The organism is Oryzobacter telluris (assembly GCF_043099285.1).
GTDB lineage: Bacteria > Actinomycetota > Actinomycetes > Actinomycetales > Dermatophilaceae > Oryzobacter > Oryzobacter telluris.
This window is the reverse complement of the sequence record NZ_CP170723.1, coordinates 1,220,294-1,238,813: the sequence shown is the minus strand read 5'-3', so window position 1 is coordinate 1,238,813 and position 18,520 is coordinate 1,220,294. Positions and strand designations below refer to the sequence as shown.

General features: G+C 67.7%; 16 protein-coding genes. 15 read left to right on the top strand and 1 reads right to left on the bottom strand.

Going from position 1 to position 18,520, the window contains the following annotated elements; all coding sequences use genetic code 11:
- Positions 1–162 precede the first annotated feature (162 nt).
- From ACFLFB_RS05600 to ACFLFB_RS05530, 15 genes are all read left to right on the top strand, one after another.
- On the top strand, positions 163–1,971 hold the full coding sequence (locus ACFLFB_RS05600) for a polysaccharide biosynthesis protein (protein WP_392544720.1): 1,809 nt from the start codon (positions 163–165) through the stop codon (positions 1,969–1,971).
- Positions 1,972–2,117: 146 nt separating this feature from the next.
- Complete coding sequence (locus tag ACFLFB_RS05595) at positions 2,118–2,945, top strand: hypothetical protein (RefSeq protein ID WP_392544719.1); 828 nt, start codon at positions 2,118–2,120, stop codon at positions 2,943–2,945.
- Positions 2,942–4,201 (top strand): glycosyltransferase family 4 protein, encoded by a 1,260-nt coding sequence (locus ACFLFB_RS05590; protein ID WP_392544718.1) that lies wholly within the window; start codon positions 2,942–2,944, stop codon positions 4,199–4,201. The genes ACFLFB_RS05595 and ACFLFB_RS05590 overlap by 4 nt, the downstream gene beginning before the upstream one ends.
- Positions 4,198–5,124, top strand: a complete 927-nt coding sequence (locus ACFLFB_RS05585) for an NAD-dependent epimerase/dehydratase family protein (protein WP_392544717.1) — start codon at positions 4,198–4,200, stop codon at positions 5,122–5,124. The genes ACFLFB_RS05590 and ACFLFB_RS05585 overlap by 4 nt, the downstream gene beginning before the upstream one ends.
- Positions 5,121–6,164 (top strand): polysaccharide biosynthesis protein, encoded by a 1,044-nt coding sequence (locus ACFLFB_RS05580; protein ID WP_392544716.1) that lies wholly within the window; start codon positions 5,121–5,123, stop codon positions 6,162–6,164. Before ACFLFB_RS05585 ends, ACFLFB_RS05580 begins: the two co-directional genes overlap by 4 nt.
- Entirely contained in the window at positions 6,161–7,261 is a 1,101-nt protein-coding gene (locus ACFLFB_RS05575) for an NAD-dependent epimerase/dehydratase family protein (RefSeq protein ID WP_392544715.1), read from the top strand. Before ACFLFB_RS05580 ends, ACFLFB_RS05575 begins: the two co-directional genes overlap by 4 nt.
- Positions 7,261–8,391 carry a non-hydrolyzing UDP-N-acetylglucosamine 2-epimerase gene (gene wecB / locus ACFLFB_RS05570; protein WP_392544714.1) on the top strand — a complete coding sequence of 377 codons (1,131 nt, stop codon included), beginning with the start codon at positions 7,261–7,263 and terminating at the stop codon, positions 8,389–8,391. Before ACFLFB_RS05575 ends, wecB begins: the two co-directional genes overlap by 1 nt.
- Before the next feature lie 167 nt (positions 8,392–8,558).
- Positions 8,559–8,888, top strand: coding sequence for an acyltransferase (locus ACFLFB_RS05565; RefSeq protein WP_392544713.1), 330 nt, complete (start codon positions 8,559–8,561; stop codon positions 8,886–8,888).
- Positions 8,889–8,896: 8 nt separating this feature from the next.
- The gene (locus tag ACFLFB_RS05560; RefSeq protein ID WP_392544712.1) at positions 8,897–10,042 is read left to right on the top strand and encodes a glycosyltransferase family 4 protein; all 1,146 of its coding nucleotides are present in this window, start codon (positions 8,897–8,899) and stop codon (positions 10,040–10,042) included.
- Positions 10,039–11,256 (top strand): O-antigen ligase family protein, encoded by a 1,218-nt coding sequence (locus tag ACFLFB_RS05555; protein WP_392544711.1) that lies wholly within the window; start codon positions 10,039–10,041, stop codon positions 11,254–11,256. The genes ACFLFB_RS05560 and ACFLFB_RS05555 overlap by 4 nt, the downstream gene beginning before the upstream one ends.
- A 34-nt stretch (positions 11,257–11,290) precedes the next feature.
- Entirely contained in the window at positions 11,291–12,343 is a 1,053-nt protein-coding gene (locus ACFLFB_RS05550) for a hypothetical protein (protein ID WP_392544710.1), read from the top strand.
- 3 nt (positions 12,344–12,346) lie between these two features.
- A complete protein-coding gene (locus ACFLFB_RS05545; RefSeq protein ID WP_392544709.1) occupies positions 12,347–13,387 on the top strand; it encodes a hypothetical protein in 1,041 nt (346 codons plus the stop codon).
- Between the two features lie 60 nt (positions 13,388–13,447).
- Complete coding sequence (locus ACFLFB_RS05540; RefSeq protein WP_392544708.1) at positions 13,448–14,986, top strand: lipopolysaccharide biosynthesis protein; 1,539 nt, start codon at positions 13,448–13,450, stop codon at positions 14,984–14,986.
- A 112-nt stretch (positions 14,987–15,098) separates the two neighbouring features.
- Positions 15,099–17,309, top strand: a complete 2,211-nt coding sequence (locus tag ACFLFB_RS05535) for an NADP-dependent isocitrate dehydrogenase (protein ID WP_392544707.1) — start codon at positions 15,099–15,101, stop codon at positions 17,307–17,309.
- Between the two features lie 251 nt (positions 17,310–17,560).
- Complete coding sequence (locus ACFLFB_RS05530; protein WP_392544706.1) at positions 17,561–18,088, top strand: serine acetyltransferase; 528 nt, start codon at positions 17,561–17,563, stop codon at positions 18,086–18,088.
- Between the two features lie 208 nt (positions 18,089–18,296).
- Here ACFLFB_RS05530 and ACFLFB_RS05525 read toward each other — a convergent pair whose 3' ends face one another.
- A complete protein-coding gene (locus ACFLFB_RS05525) occupies positions 18,297–18,512 on the bottom strand; it encodes a hypothetical protein (RefSeq protein ID WP_392544705.1) in 216 nt (71 codons plus the stop codon).
- Positions 18,513–18,520: the final 8 nt, after the last annotated feature.

The following is an 18,520-nucleotide window of genomic DNA, read 5'->3' as shown; positions in this document are numbered from 1 at the left end:
GACGCTCCCGTCTACAACCACACTGGCACCTTCGCTATCATCAGTCACTGGGACGCTCATGCAGGGGGGCTCTCACGTGCAGGTTCGTGCCGTCGTGGCGCGGACACCGAAACCCTACCCATCGCGACGAGGCGACCGACCACGAGACCCTGGGGACCATCCATGACACTGCGGCACCGCGCCCTGCGCACCCGCCTCTGGTGGACCCTCGTCGACGTCTTCATCTGGGCCTTCGCCCTGGTCTCGGCCATCTGGCTGCGTCTCGACTTCGGCATCCCCCGCGACTACGAGACTGCCCTGGTCGTCGCCGCCGGCCTCGTCGCGCTCCTCCAGGTCGGGCTCGGCTGGGCCACCGGCCCGTACGCCGTCGACCACGAACTCGGTTCGTTCGAGGAGACCGGCGACCTCGCCCGCACCACCGTCATCAGCGGTGGCGTGCTGGCGCTCGTCACGATCGTCCTCCCGGTGATCAACCTCCCCCGCAGCGTGCCCCTGTCGGGCACGTTCCTCGCGCTGACGGCGATGTTCGCCGCGCGCTTCGTCGTGCGCTCACGCGTCACGCGGCGCCGCCGCGCCGAGGGTGGTCGCCAGGCCATCGTGTTCGGCGCCGGCTCCGGCGGGCGGATCCTCGTCGAGAGCCTCGTGCGCGACCCCGAGAGCGGGATCACGCCCGTCGCCCTCCTCGACGACGACCCGATGAAGAGCCGCCTCCACTTCGCCGGGCTGCGGGTCCGCGGAACGCGCCACGACCTCGCTCGGGTCGCCGAGCGCCACGACGCCGACACCCTCGTCATCGCGGTGCCCTCGGCCACGTCCGACACCGTCCGCGAGCTCACCGCGCTGGCCGTGGATGCCGGCCTGGCCGTCCTCGTCCTCCCGCCCGTCCGCGAGATCTTCGGCGGCCGACCCAGCGCCGCCGACCTGCGCGACCTCGATGTCGCCGACCTCCTCGGCCGCCAGCCCGTCGAGCTCGACATGGCGGCGATCTCCGACCAGCTCTCCGGCAAGCGCGTCCTCGTCACCGGCGCCGGCGGGTCCATCGGCTCCGAGCTGTGCCGCCAGATCGCCCGCTTCTTCCCCGAGCAGCTCTTCATGCTCGACCGCGATGAGTCTGGGCTGCACGCCACGCAGATGTCGATCGAGGGCCACGCCCTGCTCGACACCGACTCGCTCGTCCTGTGCGACATCCGCGACGCCGAGGAGCTCGTCGCGGTCTTCGAGCGCACCCGCCCCGACGTCGTCTTCCACGCCGCGGCCCTCAAGCACCTGACCATGCTCGAGCGGCACCCGGCCGAGGCCCTGAAGACCAACGTCGTCGGCACCCACAACGTCCTGGCGGCCGCCCGCAAGGCGGGGGTGTCGACCTTCGTCAACATCTCCACCGACAAGGCCGCCAACCCCAGCTGCGTCCTCGGCTGGTCCAAGCGCATCGCCGAACGGCTCACCGCCGCGGTCGACGCGCACGAGCCCATGTCGCGGTACGTCAGCGTCCGCTTCGGCAACGTGCTGGGCTCGCGGGGCTCGGTCGTCGTCGCGTTCACCGAGCAGATCCGTGCCGGTGGGCCGGTCACCGTCACCCACCCCGACGTCGAGCGCTACTTCATGCTCATCCCCGAGGCCTGCCAGCTCGTCCTCCAGGCCGGGTCGATCGGTGCCGGCGGCGAGGTCATGGTCCTCGACATGGGCACCCCCGTGAAGATCGTCGACGTCGCGCGCTCGATGATCCACATGTCCGGCCGCCACGACGTCGAGATCGTCTACACGGGCCTGCGCCCCGGCGAGAAGATGACCGAGGAGCTGTTCACACCCGGCGAGGAGATCGCTCGCTCCACCCACCCGTTGATCCGCCAGGTCAGGGTGCCTGGGCTCGAGGCGGACGAGGTCGCCCTTCCCTCGCAGATGGAATCCGACAGCCTGCGTTTCTGGATGATGGGTTACGCGACACCCGGGACGGTGTCGTCGCAGTCGTGAGTCATGCCGTTATCACTGGTCTGCTCTGTGCCGGAGTGACCGCGGTATCGGGGTTCGTCATCCTTCCGCTGCTGCGTCGCTCGCAGCGATGGGACGTCCCGAACCACCGCTCCTCGCACACGGTTCCCACCCCGCGTGGTGGCGGCTTGGCGATCCTTACAGGCACGGCGGCCGCTGCCGCCCTGGCTCTCGCGTCATCCTCGTGGACAGCGTCGACGTGGGGTGTCGTCGCAGCCACGGCCGCCCTGGCGGTCGTGGGCCTCGTCGATGATGTCCGCGGCCTGGCAGCGCGTCCCCGGCTCATTTTGCAGGTGGCGGTCGGGGCCTTGGGCGGTCTTGCGATCGCCGGCGCGACCGGAGCGGTGGTCGGTGCCCTCGTGACGCCGACAGCGGTGAACATGGTGAACTTCATGGACGGCATCAACGGTATCTGCGGAATCCACGCCGCCGTGTGGGGCGCTAGCGCACTCGTGGCTGCCGGCCGTGGCGGAGGTGAGGTCCTCGCGACCCTCGGGCTGCTGTCCCTCGCAGGTGGTCCGGGCTTCCTGCCCTGGAACCTTCCGAAGGCCCGGATGTTCCTGGGCGACGTCGGCAGCTACTTCCTCGGCGGCCTCGCCGGCTTCGGGGTCACGGCGGCCTTGACCTCGTCCGGGGGCACACTCACGTCCCTGGCCGTCATCGGTCTGGTGTGCGCCCCCTACCTCCTGTTCGCGGTCGACACCGCGACCGCCCTCGTGCGACGTCGGCGGGCCGGGGAGCCACTCTTCGAGGCACACCGCACCCACGTGTACCAGCGCCTCGTCAACGAGGGCGCACTCCCCCACTCGCTCGTCTCGTCGGGGATGGGCGCCATCGGCCTCCTGGTGAGCGCAGCCTTCCTCCTCGGATGGCCCATCGGGGTACTCACTTGCGCCGTCGCGGCCGTCGCGTACCTCAGCACCCCACGCCTGATCCTCCGAGGGGCGCCCGCATGACCCTTCGCGTCCTCATGCTCACCCAGTGGTACGACCCCGAAGCCGGCTCCGCCGCCCAGGCCGGTGTCATCGCTCGCGCGCTCGCACGCCGGGGGGCCTCAGTCGAGGTGCTCACGGGTTTCCCCAACTACCCCTCCGGTGTCCTCGCGGAGGGATATCGGGTCCGTCCCTACCAACGCGAGCACCGTGCAGGCATCACCGTCCACCGAGCGCCCCTGTGGCCGAACCATGACTCCGCGGCCTCCCGGCGGGCGCTGAACTACCTCAGCTGGGCCGCAGGCGCGAGCGCTGTGGGCCTTCTGCGGAAGATCCCCGCCGATGCCGTTCTCGTGCACTCCACGCCCGCGACGGCTGGCCTCCCCGCCCTGGCCCTGAAGGCCTTCAGGAGACTCCCGTACGTGGTTCAGATCCAAGATCTGTGGCCGCAGACCGTGGTCTCGTCCGACTTCCTGGCCTCCGGCCGCGGCGCCCGGCTCGAGCGGCCGCTGCACGCCATGTGCGACCGGATCTACCACAACGCCTCCGCCGTCGCGGTCACGTCGCCCGGGATGGCTCCGCTCGTCGCCGAGCGTGGAGTCCCCGCCAGCAAGATCCACCTCGCCGCCAACTGGGCCGACGAGTCGGTGTTCCGCCCCGTCGACCGTGACGACGCGCTGGCTCACCGGTTGGGCCTCACGCGGAGGTTCACCCTGATGTACGCCGGCAACCTCGGCCCGTACCAGGGGCTTGACGTTCTACTCGACGCGGCCGAACGGCTTCGGGGGCGTACGGACATCGGCTTCGCGATCGTCGGCGGAGGGGTACGTGAGCAGTGGCTGCGCGACGAGGTCGCACGTCGCGCCCTCGACTCCGTAGCCATCGTCGGGCCGGTCCCTTTTTCGGAGATGACGCCCGTCCTGGCCCTGGGGGACGCGCACCTCGTCAGCCTCCAGGATCTTCCGATGTTCCGTACGACCCTGCCGAGCAAGCTGCAGGCAACCCTGGCCGCCGGTCGACCCGTCGTCGGGGCTCTCAGGGGCGACGCCGCCGAGGTCGTGCGCGAGTCGGGGGCAGGAACCGTCGTCCACCCCGGCGACCCGAAGGCCCTGGCCGATGCCGTGGCGGCGATGGCCGACCTCACCGAGTCGAGCCGGCGGGACCTGGGGGCCCGCGGCCGCGCCCACTACCTCTCGCGCTTCAGCGAGGAGGCGACGTCGCAGACGCTGCTCGATCTGCTGGGACACGCCGCAGCGACGCGTGGCGCGGTGGCAGCATGAGGATCGTTGTGGTCGGGGCCTCGGGCTTCGTCGGGTCGCACGCCGCGACCGAGTTCGAGCGCCAGGGGCACGAGGTCACCCGCGTCCGCGCTCCGCGTCTGACGGGGGAGTCGGTCACCGCGGACGTCACCCGAGAGCTCGCCGGGGTCCTGGGAGGCCATGACGTCGTCGTGAACTGCGCCGGGGACCCGGATGCGAGTTCGGCCGACGAGGTCCGCCTCCATTGGGCCAACGCCGTCCTTCCTGGCCTCGTGGGCGAGGCGGCGCACCTGGCCGGCGTTGAGCGCTTCGTGCACGTGAGCAGTGCCGTCGTCCAGGGACGACGGCCCGTGCTCGACAGCAGCGACCACCTCGACGCCTTCTCCCCGTACGCCCGAAGCAAGGCCGACGGGGAGCGCTCCGCAACCTCGACGGGACCGAGGCACACCACCGTGTACCGCCCTCCCAGTGTCCACGCCGCCAGCAGACGCATCACCCGACAGCTCGCGCGGATCGCCACCACACCGGCTGCCACGGTCGCTGCACCCGGCGACCGGCCGTCGCCCCAGACCCACATCCGCGACGTCGCGTCAGCCCTGGTGTTCCTCGCGACCTCGCCGACCCCCCCTCCCGCCGTGGTGCATCACCCGTGGCAGGGTCACACCACGGCCGGGCTGCTCCGCGCTCTCGGCGACGGGCGTGAGCCGACCCAGGTGCCCCGCCTTGCGGTCACCCTGGTCATCGCGGTCGCCCACCTGGCGGCGCGCCTGGTTCCTCGCCTTGCCCCTCATGCCCGTCGGGTCGAGATGATCTGGCTGGGACAGGAACAGGCACGCAGCTGGCTCGACGACCAGGGGTGGACCCCCGAGACCACCGAGGCGGACTGGCGATCACTCGGGCGCCAGGCCCGCGAACACACCATCCACAACGAAGGACGCTCATGAATCAGTCATCCGTCGTCAGCGGCGCAACCGTCACGATCACGGGTGGCACAGGGTCCTTCGGGTCCACGATGGTCCGTCACCTGCTGTCCCGCGACGTCGCCCGCATCAACATCCTCAGCCGCGACGAGGCCAAGCAGGACGAGATGCGCGGCCGCCTCGGTGAGCCCCGGGTGAAGTTCTTCGTCGGCGACGTCCGCGACTACGACAGCGTGTCCAACGCCGTCACCGGGGCCGACTTCGTCTTTCACGCGGCTGCGCTGAAGCAGGTGCCGTCGTGCGAGTTCTTCCCCGACCAGGCCGTCAAGACCAACGTCATGGGCAGCAAGAACGTCATCGACGCCTCGCACCGCGCCGGCGTGCGGTCGGTCGTGTGCCTCAGCACGGACAAGGCCGTGTACCCCGTCAACGCCATGGGCATGTCCAAGGCGCTGATGGAGAAGACCGCGCAGGCGTTCTCGCGCAACCACCCCGAGTCCGCGACCACGGTGTCCGTCACGCGCTACGGCAACGTCATGTACTCGCGCGGCTCGGTCATCCCGCTCTTCGTCCGCCAGCTCGCCGAGGGGCGCCCGCTCACGGTCACCGAGCCGTCGATGACGCGCTTCCTCATGTCGCTGCAGGAGTCGGTCGACCTCGTCGAGCACGCCTTCCTCCACGCGGCGCCGGGCGACCTCTTCGTGAAGAAGGCGCCCGCGAGCACGGTGGAGACCCTGGCCAAGGCCGTCGGCCGCGTCCTCGGGTACGGCGACGACCCCGAGGTGCAGAAGATCGGCATGCGCCACGGCGAGAAGATGTACGAGACGCTCCTCACCCGCGAGGAGGTCCTCCAGTCCACCGACCAGGGCGACTACTTCCGGGTGCCCCTCGACGCCCGCGCCCTCGACTACGGCGTCTACGTCGAGCGCGGCGAGTCCGGCGGCGACGTCGCGGCCGACTACGACTCCACGACGACGCGCCAGCTCGACGTCGACGCCACCGCGGCGATGCTCCGCGAGCTGCCCGAGGTCCAGGCCCTCCTCGCCGCGGGGACTCGCCCGTGAAGGTCCTGCTCACCGGTGCCGGGGGCTTCCTCGGCTGGCACACCCGGATCCGGCTGCACGCCCAGGGCGAGCACGAGGTCACCGTCGTCACCCGCGACACGTGGGCCGACCTGGCGACCCTCGTCGCCGGGGCCGACGCCGTCGTCCACATCGCCGGCGTGAACCGGGGCAGCGACGCGGAGGTCGAGGACGGCAACGTGCGCCTGGCGCAGGACGTCACCGACGCGGTCCGAGCTGCCGGCCACCCCGTCCGCGTCGTCTACGCCAACTCCATCCAGGACGGCAACGGAACCCCCTACGGCACGGGCAAGGCCCGCGGTGCCGAGGCGCTCGGCGCGCTGCGTGCCGACGGCCACGACGTGGTCGACGTCCGCCTGCCCAACATCTTCGGCGAGCACGGGCGACCGCGGTACAACAGCTTCGTCGCGACCTTCGTGCACGCGGTCGCCGCCGGGGAGACCCCGCAGGTCGCCGACCGGCCGGTCGAGCTGCTCCACGTGCAGGGCGCCGCCCAGGTGCTGATCGAAGCGCTCACCACCACGGAGCAGCGGCTCGACCCGAAGGGCACGCAGGTCGGGGTCGCGGAGGTCCTCGACCTCCTCCTCGAGTTCGAGGCCAGCTACACCACGGGTGAGTTCCCCGACCTGTCGACGCCGTTCCGGATCGACCTGTTCAACACCTACCGCGCCGCGCTCTTCCCCCAGCGCTACCCGATCGCCCTGCGCCCCAACAGCGACGCCCGCGGCACCTTCGTCGAGACGGTCCGCTCCCGGGGCGGCGAGGGGCAGTCGAGCTTCTCGACGACCGTCCCCGGCGTCACCCGCGGTGAGCACTACCACCTGTCGAAGATCGAGCGCTTCGCCGTCGTGCAGGGCTCCGCGACCATCGCGCTGCGCCGGATGTTCCACGACGAGGTCATCGAGTTCCCCGTCACCGGAGACGCGCCCTGCGCGGTCGACATGCCGGTGGGCTGGGCGCACAACATCACCAACACGGGGGAGGATGTGCTGGTCACCCAGTTCTGGTCGCACGAGCTCTTCCGGCCGGACGCCCCCGACACCTTCCCCCACCCAGTCGCCCAGGAGGCCCAGGCCTGATGCTCAAGGTCATGACCGTCGTCGGCACGCGGCCCGAGCTGATCCGCCTCTCCCGGGTGATCCACCGCCTCGACGCCACCGTCGAGCACGTCCTGGTCCACACCGGCCAGAACTACGACTACACGCTCAACGAGGTCTTCTTCCGCGACCTCGGCATCCGCGAGCCCGACCACATGCTCGGGGTCGACACGTCGACGCTGGGCGCGGTCCTCGGCGGGACGCTCATCGCGGTCGAGCGGGTGATGCTCGACGAGCAGCCCGACGCCGTCCTCGTCCTCGGTGACACCAACTCCACGATTGCCGCTCTCATGGCGAAGCGTCTTCGAATTCCGGTGTACCACATGGAAGCCGGCAACCGCTGCTTCGACCTCAACGTGCCCGAGGAGACCAACCGCAAGCTCGTCGACCACGTCGCTGACTTCAACCTGGTCTACACCGAGCACGCGCGCCGCAACCTCCTCGCCGAGGGCCTGCACCCCCGCCGCATCCTCAAGACCGGGTCGCCGATGCGCGAGGTCCTCGACGCGTACCGCGACGAGATCCTCGCCTCCGACGTCCTGAACCGTCTCGGCCTGGAGGAGCGTGAGTACTTCCTCGTCAGCGCCCACCGCGAGGAGAACGTCGACGCGCCCGACCGCCTGCGAGCCCTCCTCGACTGCCTCGTCGCGGTGCGTGCGGCGCACGGGCTCCCCGTGTTCGTCTCCACCCACCCGCGCACCCGCAAGCGGCTCGAGGCCCTGCCCGAGTGGGAGGCACCCGAGGGCATCACCTTCAGCGACCCGCTCGGGTTCCACGACTACAACCGGCTCCAGCTCTCGGCAGCCTGCTGCCTCTCCGACTCCGGCACCATCGCCGAGGAGTCGACCCTCCTCGGCTTCCCGGCGGTCACGCTGCGCGACTCCATCGAGCGGCCCGAGGCCCTCGACACCGGCGGCATCCTCATGACCGGCCTGCACGCCGAGGACGTCGTGGCTGCCGTGGGCGTCGCGATGGCTGCGGGCCACACCCGCGACGGCGTCAGCCACCTGACCCCGGACGACTACCTCATCGACAACGCGAGCGAGCGCGCGGTCAACTTCATCCTCTCCACCGCGCACCGTCACCACGCCTGGGAGGGGATTCGTACCTGATGCTGACGCAGCTCGTTCGTGCCATCCGGCGTGCCAGGGCCTACCTGCAATTCCGGGGGAGGCTCCGGTCCGCGGGAGGCTTGGTGGTCGGGCCAGGGCTTCGCGTCGCTCGAGGTGCCTCCCTCACGACCGCGCGAAGAGTCAGCATCGGGGCTGACTGCACGTTTATGGCGCACGTCGACATCGGTCCAGACGTCATGGTTTCGTCCGGTGTCGCGTTCATCGGCGACGACCACCCGTTCCAGGGCCTCGATGGCCCCATCACTGCTCATCCCGCCAATCAGCTGAGCCAGGTCACGATTCATGGTGATTCACTCATCGGCTTCGGCGCTATCGTGCTGGGATCAGTCGAGATCGGGCGAGGCGCAATCGTGGCCGCAGGTGCCGTCGTCACTAGCGACCTCAAGGCCGACACCGTGTACGCGGGGGTTCCGGCAAGACCGATCTCCCCGCGCCGGAGGGGCAGTGATCCGTCCGGCGCCGTTGAGGGGGTCTGATGCCTCGGATGCTCGTCGTCTACCAGCACCTCCCTCACTACCGGAGGGATGTCTTTCGCGCCCTGCAGTCGACTCCGGGCTGGGACGTTCATTTTGCGGCCGGTACCTCATCTCGTGACCCCGGGATCGCCACGATGCGTCACTCAGATCTCGACACGGCGCACGAGTTGACGAACGTCTGGATCGGTCCGTTTCTCTGGCAGCGCGGGCTGTGGCGTCTACTCGGTGATGACTGGGACCACGTGATCTTCCTCGGGGACGTTGCCTACCTGTCGACGTGGGTGGGGGCCGCGCGCCGAAGACTGTCTGGGACGGCGGTGTCGTTCTGGACCATCGGTTGGCATCACGCTGAGACGGGTGTGCGTCGCTGGGTCAGGGGTGCCTTCTACCGCCTTGCCAATCAACTCCTGCTCTACGGTCAGCATGCTCGGCAGATCGGGATCCAAGCGGGATACCCCAGCCAGCGCATGACAGTCGTGCACAACAGCAGTTCCGACCCCCCAGACCACCTGGAAGAGGACGACGAGCGACTTGAGCAAATCCGCCTAAGCCTCGGCGGACTGAAGCACCCTGCCATCGGAGCCGTCATCCGGCTGGCGTCGCACAAGCGACTCGATCTCCTGCTCCAGGCCGCAGCCAGGTCAGGCTCGACCAGCGGGCGCAATGTGTCCGTCGTGCTGGCAGGTGACGGCCCTGAAATGGCCAACCTTTCTCGTCAGGCCCGCGCGCTCGGCGTCGACCTCCTCCTCCTCGGGCCCATCTACGGACGACGCGCACTTGAACTCTTCTACGACGCCTGCTTGGTAACCGTGGTCCCTTCCCTCGCCGGGCTCACGACCATCCAGAGTCTGAAGCACGGCAGACCCGTCGTGACGCACGACGATCCCGACCTGCAGGCGCCCGAGTTCGAGGCGATCGAGCCGGGCCTGACTGGCGCGTTCTACCGAAAGGACGACGTGGCCGACCTGGCGCGAACAGTCGACCACTGGATTCTTCGTGTCCAGCGGGACCCGGCGGGGATCGCTGAGCATTGCCAGGCCGTCATCATCCAGGAGTGGTCCCCGAACGCGACGGCCCGGCTCATCATGACCGCGGTTGACTCCCTCGGTCACCCGGAAGGAGCCGGCGGCGCAAGGGTGGAGCGCGAGGCATGAGCGTCGTGACCGCCCGGAAGAGCCCGCAGACGCGGAGCAAGAACGTCAAGCCAAAGGTCCTGGCAGTCAGTGCTCTCCTGATGACCTGCCTTTCGGGCGACCTCAAGGGAACACCGCTCCTCAGCTGGTTTCCCGTTGACTTCACGCTCTTCTCGGGCGGCCTCTTGCTCCTCCTCGTGATTCACCACTGGATCGGGAGGAAGTTCACCCTCCCCCCAAACTTCGGCTACGTGGTCGTCGTCTGGCTTGCGTTCATTCCCGGGGTACTTGTGGCCGTCGGCTCAGGCAACAGCCTCATGAAGTCCATGCTTCTGTTCACGCTGACTCTCCTCTGCGCGGCCAGCCCACTCATCATCTTCAGCGATGACGTGACGCTGGGCCGATGGTTCATCGGCCTCGCCGTGGTAGCGACCGTCGTTGCGCCCATGCTGTATCTGTTCCCGTCCGTGGAGACTGGGGGCAACGTCGGGCGGCTGAACCTCGAGGGTGGGACGAGCATTACCATCGCCCGTGTCGTCGCCGCCGGGGCGTTGGTAGCCGTGCTGGTCGGGCTGGGTTCCTCTCTGGGGCGGCGGCTGGCGCTGTGGCTCCTGGCAGCCGGCCTCGCGATCGCGACCGTGCTCATCGGGAGTCGAGGTCCATTCCTGGCCCTCATCGCTGCTGTGGTCGTCGTCGTGGTTGCCTCTCCCACCTTTAGGCAGAACCGGGTGGGCAAGATTCTTGGCAGCGCGGGACTCCTGTCGCTGCTGATCGTCTACGTCCTGTCCCAGAGCTCAGTGTCCGCAGCTCGTCTGGCAGGAACCCTCACAGGGAGCGGGACCGATACCGCCCGCCCTTTCCTGTACCGGACGGCCCTCGACTCGATCAGGACGTCACCACTCGGCATCGGATGGGGCGGCTATCCGCATCTCCCCGACATCCAGCTGGCCTCCGGATCTGAAGTCATCTACCCCCACAATTTGCTCCTCGAGGTGGCTGCGGAGGGTGGTTGGCTGGCGATAGCGACGCTCTTGGCCGTGCTGTTCATTCTCTTCAGGAAGACCCTGGCGAAGGCCGCCGACCTCCCTGCTGCAATCGCGCTGGGTCTGGCAACGTTCTGGCTGGTCAACGCCATGTTCTCCAGCGACGTGAACGGCAACCGCATGTGGTGGGCCTCGTTTGGCCTCTTGTGCGTGATCGCTGGCCGCACGGACCGAGGGACGGTCGATGGCTAGGATCCTCCTTGCCGAGCCGGGCCACAGTGGACATGTGTTCGTCTACCTCGCACTTTTGGCCCGCCACGCCGTCGACGAAGGCCACGACGTCATCTGCCTCATCTCGGATGAAGGCCGAGAGGCGATCGAGTTCGAACGACACCTGCGCCCGGTGGGAGGTATCTCGGTCACGTCGGTGCCGTCCCCGCTTCTACTGCGGAACATCGTGGCGGTGAGCGCAGAAAACCAGAGCGATGTCGTCGTCATCCCCAATGGAGACGTCTTCGTGACGGACGTGGCGCGCGAGGGCTGGGCCGGTCGTGGCGTGCTTCGCCTCTTGGTCATGCGTGACCCTCGTTGGGAGCGCCCCGCCAGTCTCATCAGGCGCCTCCGCCTTCGCACGAAGAGTGCGCTGATCCGCGTCGCCGCGTCACGTGGTGCCGAGGTTGTGTGGCTGAGGCAGCCTGGGTACTCGGGACCCGAAGTCCACGTGAACGACCCCGTGATCATCGATGGTGACGTTGCGGGCGTCGTGACCCGCGGCCATGCCCTTCGCCAGGCTTTGAGCATGGGCACGGAGACCTTCTGGTTCGGCATGACCGGCGCAATCAGTCCTCACAAGAACCTGGACCTTGTTCTGCACGCGTTGGCAGCGGTTCAACGACGAGGGCCAGATCGCCCCTTTGGTTTTGCCCTCATCGGGCCGCTCAGCGAGTCCCTCGGACAGCGTGAAGACGAGATCATCGCCGCACTCGACGCGCTGCCGTTTCCGACTCGGCGACGATCAGGTGTCATGACGAACGAGGAGATGAACGCCGCCGTCGCGGCCGTGGACTGCGTGATCATGGCGTACTCGACGAGTTCGCCGAACTCGACACTGGGCAAGGCCGTCGCCCTCGGCACCCTCGTCGCGGCCGCAGGCGACGGCTCGATAGCGACCTTCGTCTCCGACCTCGGAATGGGGCCGACGGCAGCTCTCACCGTCGACGGCCTTGCCGCACTGCTGGCAGAACGGCTGACCTCGAGCAAGCCACACCCGAGGGAGGACATCTTGCTGGATCAGTTCTGCGGCATCCTCGTCTCGCCACCGCACGCGTCTGGAGTGTGAGCGTTGTCAACCCTCGATGTCCCCGTCGTCCTGTTCATGTTCAAGAGACGCGACACCACCTTGAAGGTGTTGCGCGAGATCGCCGCCGCCTCCCCCTCCATGCTGTATCTGATCGGAGACGGGCCGCGTGACGCCGAGGAAGCGCAGCGGGTGCGTGAATGTCGCGAAGCGGTCGACGCGTTCGTCGACACTATGGACTGCGACGTCGTCCGGAACTACGCCGACAGCAACCGTGGCGTCTTCGAGAACATCGCGGGTGGTGCAAGGTGGGTGTTCGAGCGGGAGGACCGCGCCATCTTCCTGGAGGACGACACGATCCCAGATCCGACGTTCTTCCCATTCTGTGAAGACATGCTGACGCGGTACGAGAAGGACGACCGGGTGCTCTGGGTGTGTGGCACCAACTACCTAGGGCAGAGCAAGGCCGAGGACGGCAGCGACTACGTCTTCACCCAGCACATGCTGCCGTGCGGCTGGGCTTCGTGGGCGAGCAAGTTCCCCCGCTACTACGACGGGGAGCTGGACCTGTTCACCTCGGCGAATGTCGAGAGCATCCGGTCCCAGTACAGCAGCGCGCGCCTCTACGCGTACGACGTCGGTCGGGTCGGCGGGGAGCGACAACGACGAGACCAGGGCCAGCAGTTCCTGTCATGGGACTACCAGATGGCGTTCTCCATCAGGGTCTACGAAAAGCTGGGAATCGCGCCCACCTCCAACCTGATCCTCAACGTGGGGGACGATCCGGACTCGACGCACGGCGGGACGTCCAGGTTCAACACGATGACTCGACGGTTCTGTGGAATCCCGACCCGACCCCTCGCCTTCCCGCTGAACCACCCGTCTGAGATTGCTGTCGACCGTCGTTTCGAAGCACGAACGACCAAGATCGTGCTGCCTCCCCAGTCGAGGTTGAGGCGTTGGGGGGTGTTGGCATTCAAGCGAGTCTTCGCCGTCCCTGCAGATGTCTCGACGAGGGAAGCCCTCCATCAGCTCCGGGGACGCGTGGTCTCTCTGGGGGGCGCCCGCCGCCCGCGCAATGGATAGCCGCCACCACGTTCCGCGTCAACGGCACGTGGACGGCCAAGTCAGGACAGTTGACCACTGATGGGCCGCAAGAGAATGACGATCTCCTTGACCGCCAACATCGTCTCCTATGGCACCTCGGCACTGGTCGCGCTCGTCCTCACCCCGTTCCTGGTGACTCGTGTCGGAAAAGAGGCGTACAGCTTCTACCCCTTGGCCAACAACTTCATCCTGTACATCGGCATCCTCGGGATCGCGCTGAACTCCATGGCAGCTCGCTTCGTCACGGTTGCCGTCGTCAGGGGTGACACCAGGGAAGCGAACGCGTACTTCTCCTCGATCTTCAAGGTCAACCTCGCTCTGGCACTTGCTCTGGTTCCGGTGTCAACGCTCTTCGTTGCGAACCTCCAGCACATTCTCACCGTGCCGCCCAACGCCCTGAACGAGGTCCGGATCTTGTTCGGCCTAGTTCTCCTTGCGGCATTGATCCGTATCGGCGCCTCGACGCTGGGGATCGCTACCTTCGCCAGCGACCGGCTTGACCTGCGGGCGGCAACGGACATTGCCCTCAGCGGCGTCCGCGTCGTCGCCTACCTCGCGCTGTTCTCGATCCTCCCTCCGTCCATCATCTACGTCGGGGTGGTGGCAGCTGCCGTGGAGGTTGCAAGCCTCGCCATGAACTGGGCGCTCACGAGGAAGCTCCTGCCCCGCATCACCTACTTCTCCGCTCCTTTCAGCCTGGGCGCCGTGCGGGCTGTCGTGACACCGGGGATGTGGAATGCGGTGCGTCAGGTAGGGGCGATCATGCTCTCGTCGCTGGCGTTGTTGATGTGCAACGTCTTCCTTGGCCCGAGAGCCACGGGCGACTTCGCGATTGCCCTCACCGTGCCGACCTTCGTGGCCGGCCTAGTAGCGGCGGTGGGAGCAGTTTTCGTCCCCGCTACGACCTATCGGTTCGCCCTGGGAGTCGGGCCAGAACTGGTTCACGAGGTGCAACGAGCACAGAAGATCTCGGGGATCATCTCCTCGGTCGTCATCGGCATCTACGTCGCGGTTGCCCTTGACTTCTTCCGGCTGTGGGTGCCTTCGGAGGACGAGGAACTCTTGCGGGCACTCTCGATCCTCTGCGTGGTGCACCTCGTGTTCACGGGAGCCACGTGGCCCGTCTCGAACCTCAACATCTCGATGAACAGGGTCCGCGTGCCCGCCCTTGCCATGATCGTGGCCGGCGCCGTCAGCGTTGGCCTCGCATTCGCGACCCTTCGTTTCACCGACTGGGGTCTCGTCGGCCTTGCCGCGTCAAGCTTGGTCCCCAACCTCTTCCTGGTCCTGGCCTTCGTTCCGCTCTACCCATGCAAAGAACTGTCGCTCCCCAGAGCCACGTTCTACCCGGGGATCGGGGTAGCACTGCTCAGCTTCTCTCTGGTGTTCGGCTGTGCACTCGCACTGAAGTCCGTGGTCGCGCCGACCTCCTGGCTGGGACTCGCCGCCGTGTCACTGAGCGCTGGGTGCATCGGCTTGCTGCTGTCGGCCATGGTGGCCTTCGGGCCGAAGGTGATCGGTGAGGCCGCACGGTCGATCGGAGCCAGAGCTTCGGGCTCAGGTCGGTTGGGCACCTGAGGATGAAGGCAGGAGGAACACCGCACCCGCCTATCCCGGCGCCGCGTCCTCCGCTAGGGTTTGTCTTGACGTCAAGATAACCGCGAACCACCGAGGAGCGTCGCAGCAGACCATGGCAACGATCATCTACACCCTCACCGACGAGGCCCCGATGCTGGCCACGTACTCCTTCCTCCCCGTGGTGCAGGCCTTCGCCTCCTCGGCCGGGGTCGACGTCGAGACGCGTGACATCTCGCTCGCCGGCCGCATCCTCGCGCTGTTCCCCGAGCACCTCACCGAGGAGCAGCGGATCAGCGACGACCTGGCCGAGCTCGGCGAGCTCGCCACCACGCCCGAGGCCAACATCATCAAGCTGCCGAACGTGTCGGCCTCGATGCCACAGCTCAAGGCCGCGGTCAAGGAGCTCCAGTCGCAGGGCTACGCCCTCCCCGACTACCCGGACGACCCGCAGACCGACGAGGACCGCGACATCCGGGCCCGCTACGACAGGGTCAAGGGCAGCGCCGTGAACCCCGTGCTGCGCGAGGGCAACTCCGACCGCCGCGCGCCCGCGGCCGTGAAGAACTACGCCCGCAGTCACCCCCACTCGATGGGCGCCTGGTCCTCCGACAGCAAGACCTCCGTCGCGACGATGGGCCAGGACGACTTCCGCTCCAACGAGCAGTCGGTCGTCCTCGCGGGTGACGACACGCTGACGATCCGCCACGTCGCCGCCGACGGCACGACCACCGTCCTCAAGGACGGCCTGACGGTCCTCGAGGGCGAGGTCGTCGACTCCACCGTGATGCGCGCCGCCGCCCTCGACGCCTTCCTGCGCGACCAGGTCGCCAAGGCCAAGGCCGACGACGTCCTGTTCTCGGTGCACCTCAAGGCCACGATGATGAAGGTCAGCGACCCCATCGTCTTCGGCCACGTCGTGCGCGCCTTCCTCCCCGATGTCTTCGAGCGCTACGGCGCCGACCTCGCCGCCGCCGGCCTGTCGCCCAACAACGGACTCGGCTCCGTCCTCGACGGCCTCTCCGCGCTCCCGAACGGCGACGAGATCAAGGCCGCCATCGAGGCCGGCATCGCCGACGGCCCACGCCTGGCGATGGTGAACTCCGACAGGGGGATCACCAACCTCCACGTGCCCAGCGACGTCATCGTCGACGCCTCGATGCCGGCGATGATCCGCACGTCGGGCCACATGTGGGGCCCCGACGGCGAGGAGGCCGACACCCTCGCGGTGATCCCCGACTCCTCGTACGCGGGCGTCTACCAGGCCGTCATCGACGACTGCCGCGAGCACGGCGCCTACGACCCCACGACGATGGGCTCGGTCCCCAACGTCGGGCTCATGGCGCAGAAGGCCGAGGAGTACGGCAGCCACGACAAGACCTTCGAGATCGAGGCCGACGGCCGGGTCGAGGTCGTCGACGCCGCCGGTGAGGTCGTCATGTCCCACGAGGTCTCGGCCGGCGACATCTGGCGCGCCTGCCAGACCAAGGACGCCCCGATCCGCGACTGGGTCAAGCTGGCCGTCACCCGCGCCCGCGCCTCCGCGACCCCGGCGGTCTTCTGGCTCGACGAGACCCGTGCCCACGACCGCAACCTCATCGCCAAGGTCGAGACCTACCTCGCCGACCACGACACCGACGGGCTGGATCTGCGCATCCTCGCCCCGGTTGAGGCCGCGAAGCTCTCGGTCGAGCGCATCCGCCGCGGCGAGGACACCATCTCGGTCACCGGCAACGTGCTGCGCGACTACAACACCGACCTCTTCCCGATCCTCGAGCTGGGCACCTCGGCCAAGATGCTCTCGGTCGTGCCCCTGATGAACGGTGGCGGCCTCTTCGAGACCGGCGCCGGCGGGTCGGCGCCCAAGCACGTGCAGCAGCTCGTGCAGGAGAACTACCTGCGCTGGGACAGCCTCGGCGAGTTCCTCGCCCTGGCCGAGTCGTTCCGCCACGAGGCGACGAACGGCAACGCCCGGGCCGGCGTCCTGGGCGAGGCCCTCGACCGCGCGACCGAGCGCCTGCTCAACGAGAACAAGGGCCCGGCTCGCCGTGTCGGGCAGATCGACAACCGCGGCAGCCACTTCTGGCTCGCGCGCTACTGGGCCGAGGAGCTCGCGAAGCAGACCGAGGACGCCGACCTCGCCGGCATCTTCGCCCCGGTCGCCGAGCAGCTGGTCGCGGACTCGGAGACCATCGACGCCGAGCTGATCGCCGTGCAGGGCAGCCCCGCCGACATCGGGGGCTACTACCGCCCCGACGGTGACAAGGCGGCCGCCGTGATGCGCCCTTCCGCGACATTCAATGCGCTCATTGATTCGCTGAACTGAGGCGGCGCATCCGCATCCCCGGTGTGGCTTCGCGCTTCGAAACCTGGACTCTGTGCGATCCTCAACCGTGGGGTTGCACCGCACCGGCCCGCGAGTGATCGTGGTGGGCCACCCTCACACAACCGGTCCGCCACCTAGAGGACCTCGCAGTGGGCCGGCTTCACCCTCGCTCGGGTTCAGATTCTTGGGGACTCGTTTCGCCGCCCAGGCGAGGCATTACGGCCTCGGACCAAGAGCGACCCAAGGAAAGCATGAAGCTGTCAACACTTTTCGTGAAAGTCATCTCCATTCTCCTCTATCGCTTCGTAGTGACGATAGGCGGAGGCGTCTGGGCCACAAAACGTCGCCTTTCGACGATGCCCGAAGGGCTGATGCAAAGAGTTCTGCTCGACTGTTTCGAGCGCCGACTTCTTCGATACGGAAGTTGGATTGGGCACAAAGCGGTTATCGATGGCATCCCCATTCTGCCTCACAGCCTTCTGGGAGTCTTCATCTCCAATGGTGCCGCGATAGGCACTGGCTGTGTCATTTATCAACAGGTCACCATAGGATCCAACAACATCCGCGGCTCGTCGAATTTCGGCAGTCCAACGATTGGGAAGAACTGCTTGATCGGCGCGGGCGCCAAGATCATCGGCAACGTCAATATCGGTGACAATTGCCGAATCGGAGCAAATTGCGTAGTGGTGAAAGACATGCCGGCACACAGCGTCGCCGTTGCCGGGCCGACCAGGTACATTCAGAAGGCGAACCTTGAAAATCCATTTCTAACTGATTGACGCACCCGTACGACGTTGATGATCGCCGCACACACGCGTTCCGATGCGGCCATTTAAGCCGATAGTGGTGGTGAGCCGGGGCCTGCATGACGTGCTCTGTCCCGCGCCAATGGCCGACACATCCATTGAGCGAGTACGGGCGAAGCGAGCAGGGCCGGTGAGGGTGAAGTTGCCAGGACCCGGCCGGGCCAAGGACATGGTGGTCTGGCTAGGACGGGCCATGGCCGCCCGGTCCGGCGCGGAGGACGATGGCCACCATGTCGTCGACGGCCGCCGCTCGACCCTGCTGGGTCGCGCGCGTCCCCGTGGTGGCGGTCGCGGGAGCCATGTTGGCGGCCTGCGGCATCGTGGGCGACCAGGCGCCCTCTCCCGCACCGGCGATGCGCACCTCTCCCGTGGGCTCGGCGACGCCAGCCGCGGCCACGTCGATCT